Here is a 24,248-nt window from a genome sequence, read left to right on the forward strand (position 1 = left end):
CCCCGAAGGACCCAGCATCGAGAAGAACTCCCCCTCCGCGATCTCCAGATCCACACCATCCACAGCAGTCACAGACCCGAACGCACGCGTGAGTCCGGTCAATCTGATCGCAGGCCGTCTGTCACTCATGAGCATCTCCCTCGATGTCTCGCTCACGGAGTCCGTCAGGACCCGGGTCCTTCGAGGCTGCGGATCCCGTCGATGATCACCTGGATGCCGTCCCGGAAGAGGTCGGGCTCGATGACGATGGGCGGCAGCAGCCGGATGACGTTCTCGTGCACTCCGTTGGTGAGCGCGAGCACGCCGTGGGCGTGGCAGTAGCGCGTGACGGCCTTGGCCCGCTCGGACGAGGGAACCAGAGTGTCCTCGTCGCCGAACTCGATGCCGATCATGGCGCCGCGGGTGCGCACGTCGATCACGCCGTTGCCCGCGCCCACGAGGGGACGCAGCATCTCGAGCGCGATCTCGCCGAGCGCGGTCGCCCGCTCCAGGACGCCGTCCGAGTCGATCTGCTCGAAGACGGCGAGCGCCGCCTCGCACGAGAGCGGGTTGCCGATGTACGTCCCGCCGAGCCCGGCGGAGTGGATGGCGTTCATGACCTCGGCGCGCCCGGTCACGGAGCTCAACGGCATGCCGTTGGCCAGCGCCTTCGCGGCGACGAGCAGATCGGGCACGACGCCCTCGTGCTCGATCGCCCAGATCCGCCCGGTGCGCCCCATCCCGCTCTGCACCTCGTCCGCGATCAGCAGGATGCCGAACTCGTCGGCGATCTCGCGCAGCCCGGCGAGGAAACCGGGCAGCGGGATCAGGCACCCCGCCTCGCCGAGGATCGGTTCGATGATGATCGCGGCGAAGGCGGTGGCATCGTTCTCGACCAGAGCGGCGCGCACCTGCTCCAGGAACGAGTCCACGGAGCCGGCATCGTCACGCGGCGATGTCGGCACGGGCGCGTGCACCACGTCCTCCGAGAACGGGCCGAATCCGGTCTTGTACGGGTGCGACTTCGACGTCAGCGACATCGTCATGTGGGTGCGCCCGTGATACGCACCGGTGAACGCGAGCACCTTGCGCCGGCCGGTCACGTAGCGCGCGATCTTCACGGCGTTCTCGTTGGCCTCGGCGCCGGTCGTGAACAGTGCGGAGCGCTTCTCGTGATCGCCGGGGGTGTGCTCGTTGAGCCATCGGCAGACCTCGACGTAACTCTCGTACTCGGTGGTCATGAAGCACGTGTGCGTGAAACGGTCCAGCTGCGTCCGTATGCGCTCGCGCACCCGCGCGTTCGAGGCGCCGAGGGCCGTCGGCCCCAGCCCCGACGCGAGGTCGACGATCCGATTGCCGTCGAGATCGAGGAGGATCCCCCCGTCGGCGCGCTCGATGAACACCGGCAGCTGCGCCCCGATCCCGTTCGAGACCTGAGCCCGGCGCTCCTCCATCAGCGCGCGCGAACGCGGGCCGGGGATCTCTGTGGCGAGGTGCCGCGTCTGCGGAACGCCCTGAAGCGCCGCGGATCCGGCCGGCGCGAGTCCGGCGTGAATGGTGTCCGTCGTGGTCATGCCCGTCGCTCCTCCATGAACTCGGCGATGTAGCCGGTGTTGAACGCACCGCTGCGGAACCTCGGGCTGTCCAGGACCTCCTCGTGGAATCGGGCGGTCGTGACGACCCCCTCGATCCGCATCTCCTGCAGGGCGCGCAGGGCCCTGGCGATCGCCTCGTCCCGATCCCGGCCCCAGCAGATGAGCTTGCCGACCATCGAGTCGTAGAACGGCGGGATGGTGGCACCGCTCTCCAGATGCGTGTCCAGCCGGACGCCGAAGCCGCCCGGGGCGCGGAACTCGCGGATGGTCCCGGGGCGAGGGGCGAAGCCGTTGTCCGCGTCCTCGGCGTTCACACGGCACTCGATCGCGTGTCCTCGGATTTGCACATCGTCCTGAGCGATCTCCAGGGGCTGTCCCCCGGCGATGAGGAGCTGCAGCTTGATCAGGTCGATCCCGGTGATCATCTCCGTGACGGGGTGCTCGACCTGGATCCGGGTGTTCATCTCGATGAAGTAGTACTCGCCGGTGCCGTTGTCGTAGACGAACTCCACGGTGCCGGCGTTGACGTAGCCCACCTCGCGGCACAGCGCGACGGCCGCCTGAGCGAGTCCTTGGCGGGTGGCGTCGTCGAGCACCGGCGACGGAGCCTCCTCGACGAGCTTCTGATTGCGGCGCTGCGCGGTGCAGTCGCGTTCGCCGAGGTGCAGCGTGGTCGTGCCGTCCGAGATCACCTGGATCTCGATGTGCCGGATGTCGGTGAGGTAGCGCTCGATGTAGACCGACGGATCCCCGAAGGCGACCTCCGCCTCCGCCATGATCTCGGCGAGATCGCTCGCGAGGGTGTCCGCGGTCTGGACGACGCGGAGCCCGCGTCCGCCGCCGCCGGCCGCCGCCTTGATCAGCAGCGGGAAGCCGACCTGCTCGGCGACCGCGAAGGCCTCGTCCGGGTCGGCGATGGCGCCGTCGGAGCCGGGGACGGTCGGGACGCCGGCGCGGCGGGCGATCTTCTTGGCCTCGATCTTGTCGCCCATCCGGCGGATGACCTCCGCCGAGGGACCGACGAAGCCGACGCCCTCGGCCTCGCAGAGCGCGACGAAGTCGGAGTTCTCGGAGAGGAATCCGTAGCCGGGATGGATCGCGTCCGCACCGGTGAGCTGCGCGGCGGCGATGATCGCGGACGAATCGCGATAGCTGAGCTTCACCGACGCGGGTCCGATGCAGATCGCCTGGTCGGCGAGCCGGACGGGCAGCGAGTCGCGATCCGCCTCGGAATGCGCGAGGATGCTGCGGATCCCGAGCTCCTTGCAGGCGCGGATCACGCGCAGCGCGATCTCTCCGCGGTTCGCGATCAGGACGCTCGAAAGCTTCTGTGTCATGGGGTCACTCCCTCGTGCGGTTCGGGCCCGGGCGGCCTCGACGGGCCGCCCGGGTGCGGTCGGAGCCTGTTCAGGCGCTCTTGCGGATCACGATCAGCGGCTGCCCGTACTCGACGAGCGACTCGTTCTCCACGAGCACGCGGACGACCGTTCCGGCGACGCCGGCCTCGATGTTGTTCATGAGCTTCATCACCTCGACGATGCCCAGCACCGTGTCGGGCTGGACGGCGTCCCCCGCCGTGACGAACGCCGGCGCCCCGGGCTGCGGCGCGGCGTAGAACATCCCGAGCATGGGCGCGGTGACGACCACCTCGTCGGCCGCGAGCGCCGCCGGTTCGGCTGCTGCGGGCGTCGCGGGTGCTGCCGGAGCAGCCACGGCGGGCGCCACCGGGACGGGAGCAGCGGCCGCAGCGCGTGCTGCCGGCGCCGCGGGAGCAGCGACCGGAGCGGGTGCTGCCGGCGCGAGGACGCTCGCGCCGTTGTTGCGCGAGACGTGCAGCTCCACATCGCCGAACGTGAGCGACAGTTCGCGGACGTCCTCCGCGACGTTCACCCAGTCGAGGATCGCCTTGAGCTCTTTCAGGTCGGGCGAGTTATCGGCCATCTTCGTTGTCTCCTTTGTCCAGGGCGATCCGCAGATCGCCGCTCTTGAGCACCTGGCGTCCCGTCGAGGTGCTGTCGTACAGCGCGGTGATGAGGTCGAGCGTCGGCATCCGCTTCTCCGACGGCGCGCCGCCGGACGCGACCACGCGTTTCATGTCGTCCACCTGCGTTCCGGCGAACTGCGCGCGCAGCAGCCAGGTGTCGATGTCCTCGTCCGGGTAGCGCTCCTGCAGCGACGGCATCATCGGCGGGATCGGCGCCGGCTCCTCCGCGATGTTGGATGCGCCGTTCGCCAGGATCTTCTCGAGCGCCTCCGGATCGAGGGGCGCGAGCGGCTTGCCGTAGTAGCCGAGGGCGTACTTCTTCACCTCGTTCGGCACGACCTTGTAGCGCTCCCCGCTCATCACGTTCATCACGGCCTGCGTGCCCACGTGCTGGGCGAACGGCGTGATCATGATCGGGTAGGCCAGCTCGGCCCGCACCCGCGCGACCTCGAGCATCAGCTCGTCGAAACGGTCGGCGAGACCCGCCGCCTCGAGCTGCGACTGGAAGTTCGAGAGCATTCCGCCCGGAGTCTGATGCATGTAGTGCATGCCGGTGTACTCGGCCGGCGCGCCGATCGGCTTGCCCTCTCCCTCGGCGATCCGGGTCAGCGTCCTGCTGATCCCGGCGATGCGCTCGTCATCGACGTTCACGGTGTAGCCGAGCGCGCGCAGATCGCGCACGGTGCCCTGGGTGGAGGGCTGCGCGTTGCCGGTCGCGAGCGGGTAGATCGAGGTGTGCAGCGAGTCCGCACCCAGTTCGACCGCCTCGAGGCAGACAAGGGGCGCGAGGCCGGTGAGGCTATGGGTGTGCACCTCGAGGGGGCGGTCCCCGATCACCGCCTTCAGCGCGGGGACGAGCGTGCGGATCCGGTCCGGCGTCAGCAGCCCTCCCGCGTCCTTGAGCATGATGCGATCGACATCGGCCTTCTCGATCAGCTCCTGCGCCTTGGCGACGAACAGCTCGTCCGTGTGCACGGGTGACTCGCAGAACGACACCGCACCGAAGGTCTCGGCGCCGAGGCTCTTGGCGCGCAGGAGGGAGGCCGCGATGTTGTCGACGTCGTTGAGCCCGTCGAACGCGCCGATCTCGCGGAAGCCGTTCGCGACGAGGCGGTCGACCCAGGCGGCGATCACGTCGTCTGGAAGGAAGTCGAAGGTGGCCAGGTTCTTCGACCGGATCAGTGCGCGGAACGTCGTGTTCGGCGCGTGCTTGTGCATGAGCCGGACGCGCTCCCAGGGATCCTCCTTGAGGTAGCGGACCGAGACGTCGAATTGGATCGGTGCGACCAGATCCACGTGCTCGAAGCCCGCCGCGTCGAACTCCTCGATCATCTCGAGCATGTGCGCGGTGCGCATACGCGTGGCCCACAGGCTCTGGTGGCCATCGCGCAGCGTGGTGTCGATGATCTTCACCTCGCGCCTGCTCCCCGGGGGCCTTCCGCCCCTGCTCATCAGCTCGGCGATGTTGACCGGTGTGCTCTGGGTCATCCGCTCGCTCCTCTCCACTCGTGCTGTTCGGTCATCGCGCCGCGGCGGGCGCGGGAATGCTGTGGTCCGCGGCGTTCGCACGGGCCGCGAACCTCCTCACCGGGATGTCCGCCATGGTCAGCAGGCCGGGCGCGGCGCCGGGGACTCGGGGGATCGCATTGGCGGCGACCGCCACGGTCGAGGCATAGCTGTCGATCTGTCCGGCGGTGAACTCGAGCGTCTGCCCGGCGCTCTCGATGCGCCATGCACCGCCCTCCGGGAACGGGTCCCCGTCGCGGAAGATCCCGAAGTCGATGACAGCCTCGATCACGGTCTCGCCGTCGATCACGCCGCGTGCCGCGTGCCGGATCACGGCGACCGTGCCCGCCTCCAGGGTCACGTGCGTCGCCTCGCGCGCGCTCTCGGCGAGGAGCACGGGCGCGGGGTCGTCGACGACGATCTCGTCCAGCTCCCAGCCGAGCCCGTCGGCGAGCGCCGCGACCGACTCGCGGAAGCCGACGTGTCCGATCACGCGACCTGCGTCGCGTTCCGCGGCGAACTGCACGGCGGTGAGGCCGAACCCGAACTTGGAGAGGATGCCGCCGTATCCGGACATCTCGGCCGTGCGTCGCATCGCCACCCGGGCCACGTCCAGGGTGAGGCTGCTCAGCAGCAGTGGGAGCGTGTCCAGGAGGATGCCGGGGTTGCAGCCGGTTCCGAGGACCGTGAGACCGGCGTCCCGCGCACGCTCGTCGATCCGGCGGGCGACGGGCTCGTGGTCGAAGAACCCGAACCCGAGCTCCTCGCAGATGCTGACGACGTTCATCCCGCGATCCAGGAGGGCGTTGATGAGGGGCTCGACCTGATCGATGAACGAGGTGGTCGCCACGAACGCGATGTCCGCATCCGCGGCATCCGCGATCGCCGCCGTGATGCGCGCCTCCGGGACGGCACCGGGGATGATCGCGTCGAGACGCGTGCCCGCGAGGCCCGGCGCCGGATCGATCGCCCCGACGACCTCGCAGCGGGATCCCGCCGCGAGGCGGACGCCCACGGCGCGGCCGACCGCGCCCAGACCGACGAGCAGGACCTTCGGGGTGTCTTCGGCGTACACGGATGCTCCTTCGCAGAGGGTTCGGGAAGACGGCGCGGAGCAGCGCTGTCAGGCCGCTTCGGGGCGTTCGGGACTGGGCCGGCCTCAGGTCGGCCGACGAGGATCCGCACTCAGCAGTGAGTCGAATCTTTCTTGACTAAATGCTACGAGAGCTGTCAGAAAATTCTTCAGAAGCAGCAATATCACGTGGATTCTTTGTATCTTGCTCCCGGTGTCGAAGATTCTTCGCTTCGGGCACCGCACCGGACGCGCACGCCGAATTATCTTCGGCGATCAGTGCAGACGACGCTGCTCGCCCACCATCACGGGCGGCTCCGGCCCGCAACGCAGCGAGCGCCGGGGCATCCCTGTTCGGATGCCCCGGCGCTCGCTGTTCGGCCGTGCTCAGCCGATGCCGCTGAGCGAGTCGGTCTCGGTGTTGCCGATCCGGCTCAGGACCTCGGGTCGGGTCCTGCGGACGTGGATGAACCAGCCGATGCCGACGAGCATCGTCGCCGCGAAGAGGTACGGAAGCAGGTTCAGCGGGAACGCCGGCACCGGCCAGACGTTGGCGAAGAAGATGTAGGTCATGGCCAGCACGGAGATCGTCGCGCACACCGTGACGAGCGCGCGCGGCATCCCCATCTTCCGCACGTACACCGCACAGGCGAAGGCCACGAGCGCATAGGCGACCATGTAGCCGTACACGCCGTAGGTGTCGAGCCACACCACGATCTCCATCGGGTGCCCTCCCGCGAGGAGCAGGATGATGTTGACGACGACCGAGAGGGCTCCGCCGAAGATCAGCACCCGGTGCGGGGTGAGATGCTTCCTGTGCGTGCGGCCCAGGCTCTCGTGCACCACGCCCTCCTTCCCCATCACGTAGACGATCCGTCCGAGCACGTTCAGCGCGGCGATGCACACTGCGGAGAACGAGGCCGCGACGCCGAACAGCAGGAACATCGTGTACCAGCCGGGCATCCCGATCTTGTCGGCGATGTCCTGCAGCGGGTTCGCCGACGTCGCGAGCTTGTCTCCGAGGACGGCGATCTGCGTGTATGCGCCGAAGAGGTAGATCAGGCCGATTCCGACGACGCTCCACATGATCACGCGGGGAATGGTCTTGTACGGGTTCTTGGCCTCACGCCCGAGCGCGTCGGCCGACGAGAATCCCGCGAAGCCGAGGACGCCCAGCACCATACCCGCGGCGACCCCCTGCGGCGGTGCGCCGTCGAACGTGAACTGCTTCGGATCCCATGCAGCAGGGCCGCTCACGACGAGCGACGTGATGAACAGCGTCAGGATGATGAGGACCGACGCGATCTCGAGCACGAACGAGACGCGTGCGGAGATCTGGATCCCCTGGATGGTGAAGAAGGTCGTGACGACGCCGAGCACCACGGTCAGCACGATGAAGCCGATCACCCCGGCGGTCGGGATGCCGAACGCGTGCAGCAGGTCGGAGGCGTAGGACACCCCGCCGCCGAGCGAACCCGCGGTGACGCCCCAGCAGCCGATGATCAGCGCCAGCCCGGCGATGTACGCGGCCGTCGGTCCGAGGGACTTCGACACATAGGTGTAGATCGAGCCGGCCGACGCGTTCTTGCGCGCGAAGACCGCGACGCACCAGCCGACGCTGAGGATCACGATCGTCGCGAGCAGGAGCGACAGCAGGGTGCCGTTGCCCGCGCTGACGAAGATCGCGGCGGCCGTGAAGGCGAGGACCGCGCTCGGGGCGATGTTGGCGATGGCCTGGGCGCCGAGTTCGGCTCCCCCCATCACGCCGCGACGCAGCCCGGCGTCGACGTGCGTGGATTGCTTCTCTGTCAGGGTCATCGTGCGCTCTCCTTCGAGCAGATCGGGTGTGTCGGGTACACGCTGATCGCGTCGGGTGCGATCAGGGGATGAGCAGCGTGCGCAGCACGCCGCCCGCTTCGAGGTCGTCCAAGGCTTCGGCGGCCTCGCTCAGGGGCCGGCGGCCCGAGATGAGCGGGTCGAGCTTGAGCTGGCCGTCCATGTAGCGGTCGACCAGCGCGGGGATGTCGATGGACGGGCGCACCGAGCCGTAGTTCGAGCCGAGGATGCGCTGGTCGGCCTCGGCGAGCGCCAGCGGCTCGAACGACGCCGTGGCACCCGTGGGAGGCAACCCCACGATCACGGCGGCCCCGCCGAGACCGAGCATGCGGATCGCCTGCTCGGTCGTGAAGGTGCGCCCGATCGCGTCGAAGGCGTAGTCGACGCCGTCCGGGATCAGCGCGAACAGTTGCTCGACGGAGTCGCCCTTCGAGGCGTCGATGCGGTCGGTCGCACCGAACTGCAGGGCCATCGCGGTCTTCTCCGGCACGACGTCGATCGCGATGATGCGCTCGGCACCGGCGAGCTTCGCGCCCTGCACCACGTTCAGGCCGACCCCGCCGCAGCCGATCACGGCGACGGTGGATCCGGGCTCCACAGCGGCGGTGTTGGTCACGGCGCCGACTCCCGTGGCGACCGCGCAGCCCACCACGGAGATCACGTCGAGCGGCGCATCGTCGCGCACCTTGATCGCGCCGGAGGCGGGCACGACGACCTCTTCGGCGAACGAGGAGACGCCGAGGTAGTGGTGCAGCGTCTCCCTCTCGCCGTGCTCGTCGGTCCGGCTCATCCGCGACGTGCCGTCGAAGAGCACGCCGTTCGGGGCGACCAGGGTCGCGACCTTCTGGCAGCGCGCCTCGTGCCCCTGCAGGCAGTAGCGGCACTCGCCGCACGGCGGCACCCAGCTGAGCACGACGTGGTCGCCGACGGCGAGCGAGGTCACGCCCTCGCCCAGCTCCACGACCGTGCCGGAGCCTTCGTGGCCCATCACCATCGGCACCGCGGCGTCCCAGTCGCCCTGACGCACGTGCAGGTCGGAATGGCACACGCCGGCGGCGGCGATCTTGACGCGCACCTCTCCCGCCTTGGGGGCCGCGAGCTCCACATCGGTGAGCACGACCGGGGTCTGCGTGTCACGGAACACGACTGCCTTCATGGCTTCTTCTCCTTTGAATGCCGCACACGAGAGCCGCGCGCATCAGAACTACGGCGATGCTAGAGAGCCGCGTGCCGCTCTGTCACTGTGCCAATCGTCGATATCTCGATTCGCTCACGGACACTTGGTACAGTCACGTCATGGCGCTCGACATCCAGACCGTCGCTCGTGCGGTGCGCGGGACCCTCATCGTCGGGCAGTTGCCGGGGCACACTCCGATCGACGGCCTGGCCCGACTGAGCGAGTACGTGGTCGTCGCGAATCGGAACTTCGCGACGCTGCTGACCGGCGGGACGGACGAGCTGCACGATCGCCTCGCCCCCGGCTCGCCGACATCGGAGACCACCGTGCGCGGTGTGTTCGTCACCGACGACGACAGTGCACGGCTGCGCGCCGCGCTCACGGAGAACCGCATGACGGCGATCCTGGGCGCGCAACTCCCCGGCGAGCCCGAGACCGCTGCGGGGACGGTGCCTCCCGCCGCGCTTCACGCCCAGCTGTCCGCGATCCTCTCCGATGACCAGGCCGCTTCCGACCGGCTGGTGACGGCCGGCACCAAGGTGCTCACCCAGGTCGCCCGACGCGGTGGCGCCCCCGCGGTGATCGCCGAGCTCGCGCATCGCATCGACGGATGGGCGGTCCTCCTCGACGCGCACGGCCAGATGATCACGAGCGCAGGAGCGGGCCGTCTGCACATCGACGATGCGACAGCGGTCGCCCTCGGCCGCCCGGTGCGCGTGCGGCATCCGGGGCTGCAGGTGCACCAGGTCGGATCCGACCGGGATCTCACCGGCTACCTCGTCATCGCCTCCCGTTCCAGCGTGACCAGCCGCAATCGCGATCTCGCATCGCAGTCGGCGGCGCTCTTCGACCTGGTGCTGCGCACGCGCGACCCTTCGCTGACGGAGCGGCTGGGGCGCGAGGCGCTGATGGGAGTGCTGCTCGCGGGCGGGAGCGAGGCCGGGCGACTGCTGCGCCGGTGGGGCGTGCACGAGGCGGGCCTCACCGCCTTCCACCTGGGGACCCGGACCCGCACGATCGATCTCGAGCGCCTCGCCGTGCGCTGGCTCGACGAACTGGGCGCCGAGCACATCTTCGTCGGCGGCGGCGGCCGGGTTCGCGGGTTCGTCCCGGATGCCCTGGCGGACGAGCTCGCGGCCCGCGTCCAGGCGTTCACCCCGCTCGGAAGCGGCCGCGCGCACCTGGGGCTCGGGCTCCCCGCGTCGGTCGAGCTCCTCCGGCGCAGCGCGCTGCAGGCGAAGCAGGCCCTTGACACGGCGATCGAGGACGGACAGACGGTCCTACGCTATTCGGAGCTGCCCACGGTCGAGCTCGTGCTGGACGCGATGGGCGACGAGTCCTCGGCACAGCTGGCGGCCGTGCTCGACGGGCTCCGCGAACCTGACGGCGCCCATGGAGTCCTGACCGACACGCTGCGCGTCTTCCTCGCAGAGCACGGCGCGCAACGCGCCACCGCGTCACGGCTCGGCATCCATCGCCAGACGCTGACCTCGCGCGTGCGGAGGATCGAGGAGCTGACCGGGCTGTCCCTGGACCGCGCCGACGACCGCGCGGCAGCCTGGCTCGCGCTGCGCGCACTCGGGCTCTCCACGCCGTGAACCGGGGACCGGCGGACCCCGGCGAGCCCCGATGCGTGCGGGGCGCACCAGGGCCCGCCGGTGCGCGAGCGGCCGTGGAGCCGGGAGGGACGGCTACTCGGCGACGAAGTAGAGCCGCTTGTTCGCGAACTCGCCGATGCCGACCGGCCCCATCTCTCGTCCGAAACCGGAGCGCTTGACCCCGCCGAACGGGATGTCGGCCCCCTCCGCCGCGATGATGTTGACGTGGGCCATGCCGACCTCGAGTTTCGAGGCCACGCGGGCGGCACGGGCCTCGTCGGTCGAGAACACCGAGCCGCCCAGGCCGAGCGCACAGTCGTTCGCGAGGTCCAGTGCCTCCTCGTCGCTGTGCACCCGGTACACGGTGGCCACCGGCCCGAAGACCTCCTCGCGGTAGGAGTCGGAGTCACGCGGCACATCGACGAGCACCGCGGGCGAGTAGTACGCGCCGGGACCATCCGACAGCACGCCGCCGGCGAGCAGGCGGGCACCCTCGGAAATCGCCTTCTTCACCTGGGCGTCCACCGTCTCTGCTGCGGCCCGGGTGGACAGCGGCGTGTACTCCCCCGCCCCCAGGTCCAGCTGGTCACCGGGCTTCAGGCCTTCGGCGAGCGAGATCAGCTCGGCGACGAACTCGTCGTAGATGTCGTCCATGACGATGAGCCGCTTGTTCGAGTTGCAGACCTGACCACCGTTGTAGATGCGGTTCTCCCACGCCGTCCGGGCGATCCCCGGCACATCGTCGGAATCGAGCACGACCATCGGGTCGATGCCGCCGAGCTCGAGCACGCACTTCTTCAGGTTCGCGCCCGCCTGGGCGCCGATGATCGCCCCCGCTCCTTCGGAACCGGTCAGGGAAACGCCCTGCACACGGGGATCCGCGATGATCGTCGCGATCTGCTCGTGCGAGGCGAACAGCGCCTGATACCCCCCGATCGGCACTCCCGCGGCCTCCATGATCTCCTGGATCAGCAGGTTGGACCGGGTGCAGATGTCCGCGTGCTTGAGCAGGATGGTATTGCCGAGTACCAGGTTCGGCGCTGCGAAGCGGGCCACCTGGTAGTAGGGGAAGTTCCACGGCATGACGCCGAGCAGCGCGCCGATCGGCAGATGCTCGATGACGGCCTTGCCGGGAACCGAGCTCGGGATCTCGTAATCGGTGATGAGCCCGGGCCCGTGCACCCCGTAGTAGTCGATGATCGATGCGGCGAAGTCGACCTCCTCGAGCGCCAGGTCCGTCGACTTGCCCATCTCGAGCGAGATCGCACGCGCCAGCTCCTCCCGCCGCTCGGTGAAGATCTCCGCGATGCGCCGCACGATCCCCGCGCGGTCCTGGACGCTGCGATCACGCCATTCTCGATAGGCCGCGTCGGCAGCGGCGAGCTGCTGCTCGATCTGCCCATCGCTCGCCGACTCGAACGACTCGATGATCTCGCCCGTCGCGGGGTTCTGAACTCGGTACTTCGCCATGGTTCTGCTCCTGTCTTCCTCGGGTCCGCTCTCGGGCCGGCTCGGGGCCCGGCGCAGACTCCGCGCCGAGGGACGCACGATCGTCGACATCGACTCTTCGCTATGCGGAATCTGCTTCGCATAACGAAGTCTAGGCGATGTGCACCGACAGAGGAAGCGCTACTCGATGCGGAGGGTGGTGGCGCGGATCACGGCCGCCAGGTCCGCGGAGCGGCGTGTGCGGCCTGGCGGGGCACGCGTCGCTTCGGCCGATCAGCCTGCCCCCGGACAGGCGGTCGCGCTCCTGACGGCCGCCGCCGCGCCCGACGCGCCATACTCTGACCCGGCCTCGGCGGGATCCGGAAGATCAGCCGCGCGTACTCCAGGGGCGCAGCGAGGCAGGAGCGCAGCCCCCGGACCGCCCGTCCGATGACCCGCGAACCGTGAGCCCGTCGCCGTCGATACCCGCATCGACGGCGACGGGCTGCAGTCCCCAGCGCGTAGACGATCGTCTACACTTCCCCGCGAGCGAGGCTAGCACGGCGGCGCGCACGGATCGAGCGGGGACGCAGGCTCAGGCTCCGAGACGCCGGATCACATCCGCCACGACCTCGCCGGAATCCGGGATCCCGATCCCGGTGAGCGCGGCCTGCACGAAGAGAAGTTCGCGTTGAGGTCCGAAATCCTCGGTGAACCGTGCCGAGGAGAGGAACCCCGTCAGCAGCACGACGAGGAACTGCACCGCCTCCTCGACGGGACAGACGAGGGGGCACCCCTCCTCCCGAACCGCTGCGGTCAGGGGGGCGCGCAGCACGTCCGCGACCATGCGACGCAGCGGCACGACCCGGCGAGCATCGATCGCCGGGTCCTGCGCGAGAAGGACCGCCGCGGCGAAAACGGGGTCGGTGCGCCAGGCCGCGGAGATCCCGCCGATCGCGAAGATGCAGGCGCGGATGGAACTCGCGGGGAACGCGTCCTGCGCGGCGCGGAGGATTCCGGGCCCCCGGCGCACGGCTTCGGCGATGATCGCCTCGACGAGGTCGTCCTTCGTCGGGAAGTGGCGACTGAACGCGCCCTTCGTGAGTCCGATCCGCTCCGCCGTCCGGGACAGCGACGCCGCGGTGTAGCCGCGTGCGACGATCTCCTCGGCTGCGGCGACCAGGAGCTTCGCCCGTGTCGCGTCCGCCGCCGCTCCCGGGTTCATGGCCTCAGGATACCGAGCGAGGCGCGAGCCGCCGAGGGGATCATGCGGGATCGGCGACGTGCGTGTGCATCCGCACGCCTTCGTCGTTGAAGATGCTGATGATCTGGGCCGGACGCCCGCCTGCCGCGGACATCGCATGCGGCGTGCGGGTGTCGAACTCGGCGGCCTCCCCGCGACCGAGGATGAGATCCTGCGCGCCGAGCCGGAGACGCAGCCGTCCCGAGATCACGGAGAGCCACTCGTAGCCGTCGTGCACGCGCAGCGCAGGGAGCCGGCCCGCCGGCGGGTAGGTGATCCGGTAGGTGTGCACGGGAGACCCCTCCGGTGAGAGCGGGACGATGACGAGTCCGTCGCGGCGGATCTCCGAGCGGCGGATGCGAGGGTCCGGGGCCTCATCGGGCAGGAGGTCGTCGAGCCGGATGCCCAGGCGCCGGGTCAGCGGCAGCAGCAGCTCCAGACTCGCCTGGCGTTTTCCCGACTCCAGGCGGGACAGCGTGCTGGCCGACATCTCGGCCTTCTCCGCCAGCTCGTCGAGCGTCCAGCCGCGAGCACGGCGAGCCGCCCGCAGCCGCGGTCCCACCTGCGCGAGCTCGTCGTCCATGGCGCTCCCTCTCTTGCTGAATCTGCAAAGTCACTTGCACTTCTGTGATCCTACCCGTGGACTGGAGCCATGGAAACGCTGAACTCCCCCTCCTCGTCCTGGGATGCGATCGTCATCGGCGGCGGAGCGGCCGGCCTCTCCGCCGCCCTCCTGCTCGGACGGGCGAGACGCCGCACGCTGGTCGTCGATGCCGGCGAGCCCCGCAACCGCTTCGCGGCGCACATGCACGGCGTCCTCGGCAACGAGGGGACTCCCCCGCTGGATCTCGTGCGGCGCGGCAGGGCGGAGGCCGGGGCCTACGGCGTCGTGTTCCGCGAGGCCACGGTGGCCATGGTGAGCGAGGACAGAGACCGCCTCACGGTCGTCCTCGACGACGGCAGCGAGGAGAGCACCCGCGCGATCGTGGTCGCCAGCGGGATCAGCGACGACCTCGCCGCGATCCCCGGGCTCGCAGAGCGCTGGGGCACGAGCGTGCTGCACTGCCCGTACTGCCACGGCTGGGAGGTGCGCGACCGTCGTCTTGCCGTGCTCGCCAGCTCGCCCGCGTCCCTGCATCAGGCGAAGATGGTGCGGCAATGGAGCGACCAGGTCGTCCTCTTCTCGGCCGGGCTCGGCGCGCTCGACACCGAGGAGGAGCGCCTGCTGCGCTCCCGCGGCGTGGAGATCGTCTCGTCGCCGGCGGTCGAGGTGATCGGCGACGGGACCGCGGTCTCGGCGATCCGCACCGCCGACGGCGTGGAGCACTCCGTCGACGCGGTGTTCACCGGCGGCCGGCCGGTGCCGCACGACGGATTCCTGGGCGACCTCGGGCTCGCCCGCGTGGAGTTCCCGTCGGGGCTCGGATCCTTCCTCGAGGTGGACGCGACCGGGAGGACGTCGCACGCGCGCATCTGGGCGGCGGGCAATGTCGTGAACCCCATGTCGACGGTCCCGATGGCGATCGGCGCGGGCGCGATGGCCGGGGCCGCAGTCAACGGGGTGCTCGTCGAGGAGGACTTCCGGCTCGCGGACGAGGCCCGGCTCAGCCCAGCTGCTCGGTGAGCTCGAACCAGCGCAGCTCGAGTTCCTCGACCTCCGCCTCCTGCGCCGAGATCTCCTTCATCTTCTCGCCGAGGCCCGCATAGTCGGACTGGTCGTGGTCGGCGAGGGCGTGCTTGGCCGTGTCGATCTGCGCCGCCAGCTTCTGCATGCGACGTTCGAGCGCGGTGACCTCCTTCTCCGCGGCACGGCGGTCGGCGCCGCTCAGCGCCGGCTCGGCAGTCGGGGCGGAGACGGATCCGGATCCCGCTCCCGTCTCCTTCGGGTGGCTCTGCTCGAGCGCCCGCAGCCGCAGGTACTCGTCCACGCCGCCGGGCAGGTGCCGCAGGCGACGGTCCAGGATCGCGTACTGCTGATCGGTGACGCGCTCCAGGAAGTACCGGTCGTGGCTCACCGCGAGGAGCGTCCCCGGCCAGGAGTCGAGGAGGTCCTCGATCGCGGCGAGCATGTCGGTGTCCATGTCGTTCGTGGGCTCGTCGAGGATCATCACGTTGGGCTGATCCAGCAGCACGAGCAGGAGCTGCAGGCGGCGCTGCTGACCTCCGGAGAGGTCCTTGACCGGGGTGGACAGCTGCGCCGAGGAGAATCCGAGGCGCTCCAGCAGCTGTCCCGGGGTGAGCTCTGCGGCCTTGGACCCGGTGCCGAACGTGTACGTCGTGCGCAGGCGCCCGATCACGACCCGCACGGGTTCGTCCCAGACGTCCTGCAGCTCGTCGAGCCGCTGGGTCAGCGTGCGCACCTGCACGGTCTTGCCGTGCTTGACCCTGCCGCTCGTCGGCGCCAGGCTGCCTGCGACGAGGCTCAGCAGCGTCGACTTGCCGGCGCCGTTGACGCCGAGGATGCCGGTGCGCTCGCCCGGCGCGATCCGCCATTCCACGTCGCGCAGCACCTCGCGCTCCGGGGCGGATCCGGTCGCGGGGAAGGTCACGCCGGCGTCGATGAGGTCCACGACGTCCTTGCCGAGCCGCGAGACGGCGAGCGACTGCAGCGCGATGCGGTCGCGGATCTCGGGCACGTCGGAGATGAGCTCGTTCGCGGCGTCGATGCGGAACTTGGGCTTCGAGGTGCGGGCGGGAGCGCCGCGGCGCAGCCAGGCGAGCTCCTTGCGGGCGAGGTTCTGGCGCTTCGCCTCGCTCGCCGCCGCCATCCGGTCGCGCTCGACGCGCTGCAGGATGTAGGCGGCGTACCCGCCCTCGAAGGGCTCGACGATCCGGTCGTGCACCTCCCAGGTCTCCGTGCACACCTCGTCCAGGAACCAGCGGTCGTGCGTGACGACCATGAGCGCGCCCTGACTCGCCGGCCAGCGCCGCTTCAGGTGCTCGGCGAGCCAGCCGATCGCCTCGACGTCGAGGTGGTTGGTGGGCTCGTCCAGCGCGATGATGTCCCAGTCGCCGGCGAGCAGCTTCGCGAGCGCCACGCGGCGGCGCTGCCCCCCGGACAGATCGGCGACGGAGGCGTTCCAGTCGAGGTCGCTGACGAGGCCGTCGATCACGTCGCGGACCTTCGGATCCCCCGCCCACTCGTGCTCGGGGGTGTCGCCGACGATCGCCGCGCCGACTGTGAGGGCGTCGTCGAGCACGTCGGCCTGGTCGAGCACCCCGATCGTGGTGCCGCCGCGGACGGTCACCCGCCCCGCATCGGGGTCCAGCCGCCCCGCGAGCATCGCGAGGAGGCTCGACTTGCCGTCGCCGTTGCGACCGACGATGCCGATCCGGTCGCCCTCCTCGATGCCGAGGGTCACGGAGTCGAAGACGATGCGGGTGGGGAACTCGAGGTGGAGGCCTTCGGCCCCGAGAAGATGTGCCATGTCGGCTTCCAGGGTAGTCGGGCCGCCCCGGAAGCCGCCGAGCCGGCGGGCGCGCTCTGCTCAGGCGAGGCGCAGGTGCACGATGTCACCCGCGGCGATGCGGTGCTCCGTTCCGTCCGCGGACACGATCAGGCAGCCGTCCGCGCCGAGCCCGGTCGCCTCGCCGATCAGTTCGGCGCCCCCGGGAAGCAGCACCCGCACGGTGCGGCCGAGCGTGTCGCAGCGCGCGGCGACGGCGTCGCGCAGACCGCTCGCGACGGCGGAGCCGTGCTCCGAGAGCGCTTCGATCCATCCGTCCAGCCGCGCCAGATAGCCGGCGACGAGCAGATCGAGATCGGCCTGCCCGCCCTCGACGGCGAACGAGGTGGCGGTCTCCACGGGGAGCTGCTCGGCCGTCATCGCCGTGTTCACGCCGGATCCGACGATCACGACGTCGGCCCCGGTGGCCTCCGCGAGGATGCCGCAGATCTTGCGATCGCCCACCAGGACGTCGTTCGGCCACTTCACGCCCACGCTCCGTTCGGGCAGCTGCGCGGCGATCGCATCGGCCATGGCGAGACCCGCCGCGAGCGGGATCCAGCCGCGCTCGACGAGGGGGACCCGCGGCACCCGCAGCAGCACCGACAGCGCCAGCGCGGATCCCGCCGGTGCCGTCCAGATCCGGTCGAGCCGCCCGCGCCCGGCGACCTGGTCCTCGGTGAGGATCGCCGACAGGTGCGGCCACCCCTCCGCGTCGCCCGCGTGCGCACGCAGGTCGGCGTTCGTGGACCCGGTGGACGCGACGACGTCGAGCCGCGCCGCGGCGGCCGTGCTGTGCGGGAAGCTCATGCGGTCACCCTACCGAGCGCTCGATACTCGAGTCGTCTCCCTGAGCACGGCCTATCGGTCGTGCTCAGGGAGACGACTCGAGTATCGGAGGGTCCGTACAGAGGATCCCGCCCCGGAGTTGTGCCTCTCATCCAACGGACGCCGAGGCCCCGGCGCTAATGTGGGAACCGTGACGGACACGCCTGACCTCTACACGACCGCCGGCAAGATCGCCGACCTCCGCCGCCGCTACGACGAGGCCGTCGTCTCGGCCGAGGCGAAGGCCAAGGAGAAGCAGCACGCCAAGGGCAAGATGACCGCCCGCGAGCGCATCGAGCTGCTGGTGGATCCGGGCAGCTTCGTCGAGTTCGACGAGTACGTGCGTCACCGCACCACCGCCTTCGGGATGGACAAGAACCGCCCCTACGGCGACTCGGTCGTCACGGGCGTCGGCACCATCAACGGCCGCACGGTCGCCGTGTACTCGCAGGACTTCACGACGTTCGGAGGCTCGCTCGGCGAGGTCTCCGGCGACAAGATCATCAAGATCATGGAGTTCGCCCTGCGCAGCGGCGTGCCCATCATCGGAATCCTCGACTCGGGCGGCGCCCGCATCCAGGAGGGCGTGCTCGCGCTCAGCAAGTACGGCGAGATCTTCCGCGCGAACACCCGCTCGTCGGGCGTCATCCCGCAGATCTCGATCATCATGGGGCCCGCTGCCGGCGGTGCCGTGTACGGCCCGGCGCTCACCGACTTCGTGATCATGGTCGACAAGACCAGCCAGATGTTCGTGACCGGCCCCGACGTCATCAAGACCGTCACCGGCGAGGACGTGGGGATGGAGGAGCTCGGCGGCGCCTACACGCACAACACCCGCTCGGGCGTCGCGCACTACCTCGCCGAGGACGAGGACGACGCGATCGACTACGCCCGCACCCTGCTCGGCTTCCTGCCGGACAACAACATGGCGGAGCTGCCCACCTACTCCAGCGACTTCGAGTTCGAGACCACGGACGCCGACCGCACGCTGAACACCCTCATCCCGGACTCGGCGAACCAGCCCTATGACATCCACACCGTCATCGAGCGCGTCGTCGACGGCGCGGAGTTCCTCGAGGTGCAGCCGCTGTTCGCGCCCAACATCGTGATCGGCTTCGGCCGGGTCGAGGGACGCTCGGTCGGCATCATCGCCAACCAGCCGTCGCAGATGGCGGGAACGCTGAACATCGAGGCCGGCGAGAAGGCCAGCCGCTTCGTCCGCTTCTGCGACGCGTTCTCCATCCCGATCGTCACGCTGGTCGACGTGCCCGGCTACCTCCCCGGCACCGACCAGGAGTGGACGGGCGTGATCCGCCGTGGCGCGAAGCTCATCTACGCCTACGCCGAGGCCACGGTGCCGCTGGTGACCGTGATCCTGCGCAAGGCCTACGGCGGCGCGTACATCGTCATGGGATCCAAGCAGCTCGGCGCCGACGTGAACCTCGCCTGGCCCACCGCGGAGATCGCCGTCATGGGCGGCCAGGGCGCGGTGAACATCCTCTACCGCGGCGAGATCAAGCGCGCCGAGGAGGCCGGCGAGGACGTCGCCGCCGTGCGCACGCGCCTCGCGAACGAGTACACCTACAACGTCACCAGCCCGTTCCTGGCCGCCGAGCGCGGCGAGATCGACGGGATCATCGAGCCGGCGAACACCCGCGTCTCCATCGCGAAGGCGCTGCGCGCCCTGCGCGGAAAGCGCGCCGAGCTGCCCCCGAAGAAGCACGGGAACATCCCGCTGTGAGCGGCGAGGACGCCGCCGACGCGGTCGAGATCCAGGTGCTCCGCGGCTCCGCCACCGAGGAGGAGCTCGCGGCGCTCATCGCCGTGCTCTCCGAGGCCTTCGTGGCGGAGGAGGCCGATGCGGTGGCCGCCGAGAAGCCCGTCTCCGCCTGGGGGCGCACGCAGCGCGGTCTGCGCGCGCCGCTCCGGCGCGACATCCCCTGGGGACGCTTCGCGGGCTGAGCGGAGCCCGCGCGGAGGGGGTCCGCGCGCAGGATTTTCGCCCGCGTCTGGATTTGTCCCCCAAAATACCTACAGACATCCTGGGGACGACCCGGAAGACTCTTTCTTGCAACGCTTCGCGTTCGACCGGATCTCTGCCACAGGGTAGGTAGACGATCTCCGGTCTTTGCGGACGGTTTTCGGGTAACTGTTCCGCACTGGCGAGGGGTGTGCGGCTTCGCCGCCCCTCGCCCTTTCTTCTTCTCCGGCTCCCTCCGCCCCACGCTCGCCCCTCTCGGGCTCTGCGCCCGCGGACCCGGATCCGGTCAGTGCGCCGAGGAATCCCGCGGGATCTCGCGCCAGAGCTCGACCGAGTCCTCATCGGACGACTCCCCCGCCGCCGTGCGCCCGACCACGGTGACAGCGATCCGGGCGTCCTTGGGCGCGCGGATGATGAGCCGCGCCGAGGACGCGTCGGAGAGCACCTCGGCCAGCTCCTCCCTGATGCGGCTCTTGTCCTGATCGTCGAGCCCGTCCAGACCGCCGTCGTCGAAGACCGTGACCGACGCGCCCCGTGCGCGCGCCGACTCGATCGCGGCGCGGGCGCGCTCGTTCAGCAGATCGCCGCCGCGGATCTCGTCGCGCAGCCGCCCCTCGGCCAGGTGCGCGATGCGCCGCTCCTCGTCGGAGAGCTCGCCGCGGGTCTCGATGACGCGCGCCAGCACCGGTCCCGCCACGGTGAGGGCGTACTGCACGCGCTCGCGGCGCTCGCGCTGCCGCACGATCTGCGTCGCCTGCCAGGCGGAGGCCGCCTGCTGGATCCCCGCGAGGCGGTCGGTGTCGCGCACCGCTCGCCGCCAGAACGCGACGATCAGCTGGGCGATCACCATCCACACGGTCGATCCGACCAGCCCCAGGCCGAGGGCGTCGAAGAACCCGATCCAGGCCGTCGAGGCGATCGTGAGCAGCAGCAGCACCAGCCATCCGGCCAGGGGCCGGCGCCGCACGATGCAGACGACGCCGGTCAGGCCGACGGATCCGATGTACCAGGTCGCGTAAGGCGCGCGCAGCGCGGCCGGATCCAGGCCGAGGTTGCTCAGCTGCGGGATCGCAATCGCGGACACCAGGGCCAGAGCGGCCGCCCACCGCGGCATCTGCGCCGAGCGCCCCGCGCCGACGAGGGCGATCACCGCGAAGGACGCCAGGTAGATGGCGACCGCGAGCAGCACCAGCAGGGGGCGCGGCGGCGGCGCCGTCCACCACAGGGCGCGGGCGGCGAAGTAACAGGCGAACACGAGCGCGAGCCCGGTGGCGACGATGCGGACGGTGAGCCTCATGACTGCGACCACCCCAGCGTCACGACGGTGCCGCGGCGATCCGAGTCGATCGTGGCGACCCCGCCCACCGCCGCCATCCGCGCCACGATCGACGCGCGGATGCCGAGGCGATCCGCGCCGACCTGGGCCGGATCGAATCCGCCTCCGGTGTCGCTGACCTTGACGGTGAGCCCGGTGTCGCCGTGCCCCTCCACGACCACGGAGAGCCCGCGCCCGGCGGCGTGCGTGACGGCGTTGCCGATCGCCTGCCGTGCTGCGAGGGCCATCGCCCGCGCCACGCGATCGGGAACGGCGCCGTGCCCGAACTGCTCGACGTCGATCGCGAGTCCCATCTGCACCACTGCGCGGCGGAGATCCTCGGCGAGCAGCTCGACCTGCACGGGCTCCTCGCTGCCCTCCTGCGCCGGCGCCTCCGCGTTCGCGAGGCGGGTGAGCGCCTCCCGCGCCATGTCGACCGCGAGCGCGCGCGCCCGTTCCGTCTCCGCGCGCTCCGCGGCGATCAGGGCCGCCAGCACGCTGTCGTGCATGAGAGCGGCCACGGCGACGCGCTCATGCTCGGTGGCCTCCGCCGCAGCGGCCTCGGTGTACAGCGCGACCGCGCGTCCGCGCGCATCGTCGACGCCGTTGGCGACCGAGCGGAACATCCAGCCGAGGGCGACCAGCACCGCGCCCAGGATCAGCGTGAACGACACGTCGAACGCGGTGACGATCCAGAAGTCGGGGGCGAAGTCGCCCTGGATCAGCCGCACGGTGCCGTAGAGCAGCGGCCCGATGAGCACCCAGGCCACCTGTACGCCGAGGGGGAACGCGACGACGGCGGCCACCCCGGCGACGTTGACGAGGAAGAAGATCCAGGGCTGGTCCGACGGGTCCAGATCCTTGTGGGCCGCGACGAACGGCCAGAGCCCGAGGTCGATGATGTAGGCGACGAAGAAGACGCCCGCCGCGATGCGCACGGCGCGTCCGATCGCGCAGCAGAGCAGCATCACGATCCACGGCACGAAGACGAGCGCCATCATCCCGATGTGCGGACCGTCGACGAGCCGCATCTTGATGATCGCGTTGACCAGCGCCTGGGTGCCGAGGGCGAGCGCGCCCACTCCGACGACGATGACGATGATGCGCTCGATGCGCCGTCCGGCGAAGCGCTCCAGCTCCTGCCCGACCTCGCCCGGCGTCGGGATCTTCTCCCACGCCTCCCTGAGTCCCTGAGCGCCCGACATGCTCTAACCCTCCCGCCGCGGCGCCCTCCGCGGGACGCCGGCGTCAGCCGACACTCTGCGGGTCCTCCTGAGCGGTCTCCACGATGCCGTCCTCCATGGCGCGTCGCAGCAGGTCGACCTTGGTGGGCGCGGGGCGCCCCACCTCCACGTACTTCACCCGGATCCGGGTGATGTTCTCCTTGGCCGTCGAGTAGGCGACGCCGAGCCGCTCCGCCACGACCTTCAGCGGAAGGCCGGTCGCGTACAGGCGCAGCACCTCGCGCTCCCGCGTGGAGAGCTGCGCATCGGCGAACGCCGTGTCGCCGTCGACGGCGTTGGCCCACTCCACGTTGTTCAGCGCATCCCCGCGGGCGACCGTGCGCACGGCGGCGATCACGTCGTCCAGCGGAGAGGACTTGCTGATGACGCCGGCCGCCCCGGCGGCGAGGGCCTCGCGCACGGCGACCGGCCGATCGGCGACGCTGTGGATGACCACGCTGGATCCGTCGATGACGAGTCGCGTGACGTTCTCGGTCACCGTCGTCCCGTCGCCGAGGGTGAGATCGAGCAGCACCACGTCGGCCGGCACCGTCAGGGTGCGCCCGCGCGCTTCGAGGTACTCGGCGACGCCGGCGCCCGAGAACACGACGTCGAAGTCGGCCCGCTCGAGCGCGGCGGCGAGTCCCAGACGAACGGACTCGTGGTCGTCGATCAGGGCTACGCTGCTCACGGTCTCACCCTATCCCGTGCGGGCGTGCGGATCCGGCCACGCCGGAGCGCGGAACCGGCGGCGCAGGACCGGCCTATCGGGTGAGCAGTGCGACCGTCTCGAGGTGGTGCGAGTGCGGGAACAGATCGAAGGCCCGCATCCGGCGCGGTTCGAAGCCGAGACCCCGGAACGTGGCGAGGTCGCGGGCGAGGGCGACCGGATCGCAGGCGACGTACACGATCGCGGCGGGGTCGAGCGCCGCGACGTCCTCGACCACGGCGCGCCCTGCCCCGGACCGCGGCGGGTCCAGCACGACCGCACCGCCGGCGACGTCGCGCAGGCCGGGGTCGTCCGCCTTCAGGAACCGGTCGACGCGCGCGGTCACCGCCCGCACGTCCAGGTCGCTCAGGTTCGCGGCCGCGTGCCGGGTGGCACGCGGGGAGGACTCGACGGTGGTGATGCGCCGCGCACCGGTCCGCGCCAGCGTCGCCGAGAACAGCCCCACGCCGCCGTACAGATCGAGGTGCGCGGCCCCGGCGTCGACCGCTCCTTCGAGCAGATCCGCGACCGCGCCGTCCAGCAGCCCCGCGGCGGCGGGGTGGATCTGCCAGAACCCGTCGGCGTCGAGGGAGAACGAACGCCCGGCCGCCCGCTCGACGATCGTCTGCGGCGCGGCCCGTCGCGGACCGCGACGACCGTTCCGGCCTCGCGCCTGGCGCTCCGACTCGGGCCGGAGCACCTGGCGCACCTCTCCGTCGGCGGGTTCGATGAGCTCGATCCGCCCCTCGGGCAGTCCACGGAGCCGGCGGGCCGCGGCGTCGATCGCGGGACGTGCGAGCACGTGCTCGGCGACGGGCACGACCCGGTGGCTGCGCGCCGCGAACGGCCCGATCCGCCCGGCGTCGTCGACGTGGAGGGTGACGCGGGTGCGCCAGTTCTCGTCGACGCCCGTGGCCTCCACCTCGGGGGCGTCGATCCCTCCCCCGGCGAAGCGGTCCAGCGCCTCCTGCAGCACCCGGCGCTTCAGGACGCGCTGGTGCCCGATCTCGATGTGTCCGAGATCGGCGCCGCCCGGCCGCTGCTCCGGGGCGCGCGTCACGTCGGCCTCCGGCCAGACGTGGGGTCGCCGGTGCGGGGACGCGTCGAGCACCTCGACCGTCTCGGCGCGCCAGAACGAGCGAGTGTCGGCCCCGTCGGCCGGTGCGGCGAGCCGCGCACGCACCCGCTCGCCCGGGATCGCGTCGGAGACGAACACGACGCGGCCCTCGTGCCGGGCGATGAACACCCCGCCGTGCGCGATCGCGGTCACGTCGAGGTCGAGAAGGGCGCCCTCGGACGCGTCGGAATCGCTCACCCCTCGATCATCC

20 protein-coding genes are annotated in these 24,248 nt (G+C 70.6%); 4 read left to right on the forward strand and 16 right to left on the reverse strand.

Annotation, left to right across the window (positions count from 1 at the left end):
* Positions 1-164: 164 nt before the first annotated feature.
* The 7 genes from WFJ01_RS15105 to WFJ01_RS15135 all read right to left on the reverse strand — a co-directional run bounded on the left by WFJ01_RS15105 (position 165) and on the right by WFJ01_RS15135 (position 9,128).
* Positions 165-1,553, reverse strand: coding sequence for an aminotransferase class III-fold pyridoxal phosphate-dependent enzyme (locus WFJ01_RS15105; RefSeq protein ID WP_336629517.1), 1,389 nt, complete (start codon positions 1,551-1,553; stop codon positions 165-167).
* Positions 1,550-2,911: an acetyl-CoA carboxylase biotin carboxylase subunit gene (gene accC / locus WFJ01_RS15110; protein ID WP_336629518.1), complete on the reverse strand. Its 1,362-nt coding sequence runs from the start codon at positions 2,909-2,911 to the stop codon at positions 1,550-1,552. The genes WFJ01_RS15105 and accC overlap by 4 nt, the downstream gene beginning before the upstream one ends.
* Positions 2,912-2,981: 70 nt before the next feature.
* The gene (gene accB / locus WFJ01_RS15115) at positions 2,982-3,515 is read right to left on the reverse strand and encodes an acetyl-CoA carboxylase biotin carboxyl carrier protein (RefSeq protein ID WP_336629519.1); all 534 of its coding nucleotides are present in this window, start codon (positions 3,513-3,515) and stop codon (positions 2,982-2,984) included.
* Complete coding sequence (locus tag WFJ01_RS15120; protein ID WP_336629520.1) at positions 3,505-5,046, reverse strand: pyruvate carboxylase subunit B; 1,542 nt, start codon at positions 5,044-5,046, stop codon at positions 3,505-3,507. Before WFJ01_RS15120 ends, accB begins: the two co-directional genes overlap by 11 nt.
* Positions 5,047-5,077: 31 nt before the next feature.
* Positions 5,078-6,139, reverse strand: coding sequence for a hypothetical protein (locus tag WFJ01_RS15125; RefSeq protein ID WP_336629521.1), 1,062 nt, complete (start codon positions 6,137-6,139; stop codon positions 5,078-5,080).
* A 384-nt stretch (positions 6,140-6,523) separates the two neighbouring features.
* Positions 6,524-7,954, reverse strand: coding sequence for an APC family permease (locus tag WFJ01_RS15130; protein ID WP_336629522.1), 1,431 nt, complete (start codon positions 7,952-7,954; stop codon positions 6,524-6,526).
* 61 nt (positions 7,955-8,015) lie between these two features.
* A complete protein-coding gene (locus WFJ01_RS15135) occupies positions 8,016-9,128 on the reverse strand; it encodes an alcohol dehydrogenase catalytic domain-containing protein (RefSeq protein WP_251438428.1) in 1,113 nt (370 codons plus the stop codon).
* Between the two features lie 140 nt (positions 9,129-9,268).
* On the opposite strand from WFJ01_RS15135, the gene WFJ01_RS15140 reads away from it, so the two are divergent.
* A complete protein-coding gene (locus WFJ01_RS15140) occupies positions 9,269-10,747 on the forward strand; it encodes a PucR family transcriptional regulator (RefSeq protein WP_336629523.1) in 1,479 nt (492 codons plus the stop codon).
* 93 nt (positions 10,748-10,840) lie between these two features.
* Here the strand turns inward: WFJ01_RS15140 and WFJ01_RS15145 are convergent, their stop codons facing one another.
* From WFJ01_RS15145 to WFJ01_RS15155, 3 genes are all read right to left on the reverse strand, one after another.
* Positions 10,841-12,217: an NAD-dependent succinate-semialdehyde dehydrogenase gene (locus WFJ01_RS15145; RefSeq protein ID WP_251438430.1), complete on the reverse strand. Its 1,377-nt coding sequence runs from the start codon at positions 12,215-12,217 to the stop codon at positions 10,841-10,843.
* A gap of 553 nt (positions 12,218-12,770) precedes the next feature.
* Positions 12,771-13,400 (reverse strand): TetR/AcrR family transcriptional regulator, encoded by a 630-nt coding sequence (locus WFJ01_RS15150; RefSeq protein WP_292881516.1) that lies wholly within the window; start codon positions 13,398-13,400, stop codon positions 12,771-12,773.
* Between the two features lie 40 nt (positions 13,401-13,440).
* Complete coding sequence (locus WFJ01_RS15155; RefSeq protein WP_336629524.1) at positions 13,441-14,001, reverse strand: helix-turn-helix domain-containing protein; 561 nt, start codon at positions 13,999-14,001, stop codon at positions 13,441-13,443.
* A 69-nt stretch (positions 14,002-14,070) separates the two neighbouring features.
* Here WFJ01_RS15155 and WFJ01_RS15160 point away from each other — a divergent pair, with 69 nt between their 5' ends.
* Positions 14,071-15,042: an NAD(P)/FAD-dependent oxidoreductase gene (locus WFJ01_RS15160; RefSeq protein ID WP_336629525.1), complete on the forward strand. Its 972-nt coding sequence runs from the start codon at positions 14,071-14,073 to the stop codon at positions 15,040-15,042.
* Here WFJ01_RS15160 and WFJ01_RS15165 read toward each other — a convergent pair.
* Together WFJ01_RS15165 and WFJ01_RS15170 are read right to left on the reverse strand one after the other, a co-directional pair.
* Positions 15,023-16,846 carry an ABC-F family ATP-binding cassette domain-containing protein gene (locus WFJ01_RS15165; RefSeq protein ID WP_336629526.1) on the reverse strand — a complete coding sequence of 608 codons (1,824 nt, stop codon included), beginning with the start codon at positions 16,844-16,846 and terminating at the stop codon, positions 15,023-15,025. The genes WFJ01_RS15160 and WFJ01_RS15165 overlap by 20 nt on opposite strands.
* A 60-nt stretch (positions 16,847-16,906) precedes the next feature.
* Entirely contained in the window at positions 16,907-17,674 is a 768-nt protein-coding gene (locus WFJ01_RS15170) for a biotin--[acetyl-CoA-carboxylase] ligase (protein ID WP_336629527.1), read from the reverse strand.
* 169 nt (positions 17,675-17,843) lie between these two features.
* Here WFJ01_RS15170 and WFJ01_RS15175 point away from each other — a divergent pair, with 169 nt between their 5' ends.
* Together WFJ01_RS15175 and WFJ01_RS15180 are read left to right on the forward strand one after the other, a co-directional pair.
* A complete protein-coding gene (locus tag WFJ01_RS15175) occupies positions 17,844-19,433 on the forward strand; it encodes an acyl-CoA carboxylase subunit beta (RefSeq protein WP_251438436.1) in 1,590 nt (529 codons plus the stop codon).
* Entirely contained in the window at positions 19,430-19,654 is a 225-nt protein-coding gene (locus WFJ01_RS15180) for an acyl-CoA carboxylase subunit epsilon (RefSeq protein WP_251438437.1), read from the forward strand. The genes WFJ01_RS15175 and WFJ01_RS15180 overlap by 4 nt, the downstream gene beginning before the upstream one ends.
* Positions 19,655-19,959: 305 nt before the next feature.
* Here the strand turns inward: WFJ01_RS15180 and WFJ01_RS15185 are convergent, their stop codons facing one another.
* The 4 genes from WFJ01_RS15185 to WFJ01_RS15200 all read right to left on the reverse strand — a co-directional run bounded on the left by WFJ01_RS15185 (position 19,960) and on the right by WFJ01_RS15200 (position 24,235).
* Positions 19,960-20,970, reverse strand: coding sequence for a hypothetical protein (locus WFJ01_RS15185; protein WP_336629528.1), 1,011 nt, complete (start codon positions 20,968-20,970; stop codon positions 19,960-19,962).
* A complete protein-coding gene (locus WFJ01_RS15190) occupies positions 20,967-22,193 on the reverse strand; it encodes a sensor histidine kinase (RefSeq protein WP_251438439.1) in 1,227 nt (408 codons plus the stop codon). Before WFJ01_RS15190 ends, WFJ01_RS15185 begins: the two co-directional genes overlap by 4 nt.
* 43 nt (positions 22,194-22,236) lie before the next feature.
* A complete protein-coding gene (locus tag WFJ01_RS15195) occupies positions 22,237-22,902 on the reverse strand; it encodes a response regulator transcription factor (RefSeq protein WP_292881537.1) in 666 nt (221 codons plus the stop codon).
* A 73-nt stretch (positions 22,903-22,975) separates the two neighbouring features.
* Complete coding sequence (locus WFJ01_RS15200) at positions 22,976-24,235, reverse strand: class I SAM-dependent RNA methyltransferase (protein ID WP_336629529.1); 1,260 nt, start codon at positions 24,233-24,235, stop codon at positions 22,976-22,978.
* Between the last annotated feature and the right edge of the window lie 13 nt (positions 24,236-24,248).

This window comes from Microbacterium sp. MMO-35, assembly GCF_037147555.1.
In the GTDB taxonomy this organism is placed as follows: domain Bacteria; phylum Actinomycetota; class Actinomycetes; order Actinomycetales; family Microbacteriaceae; genus Microbacterium.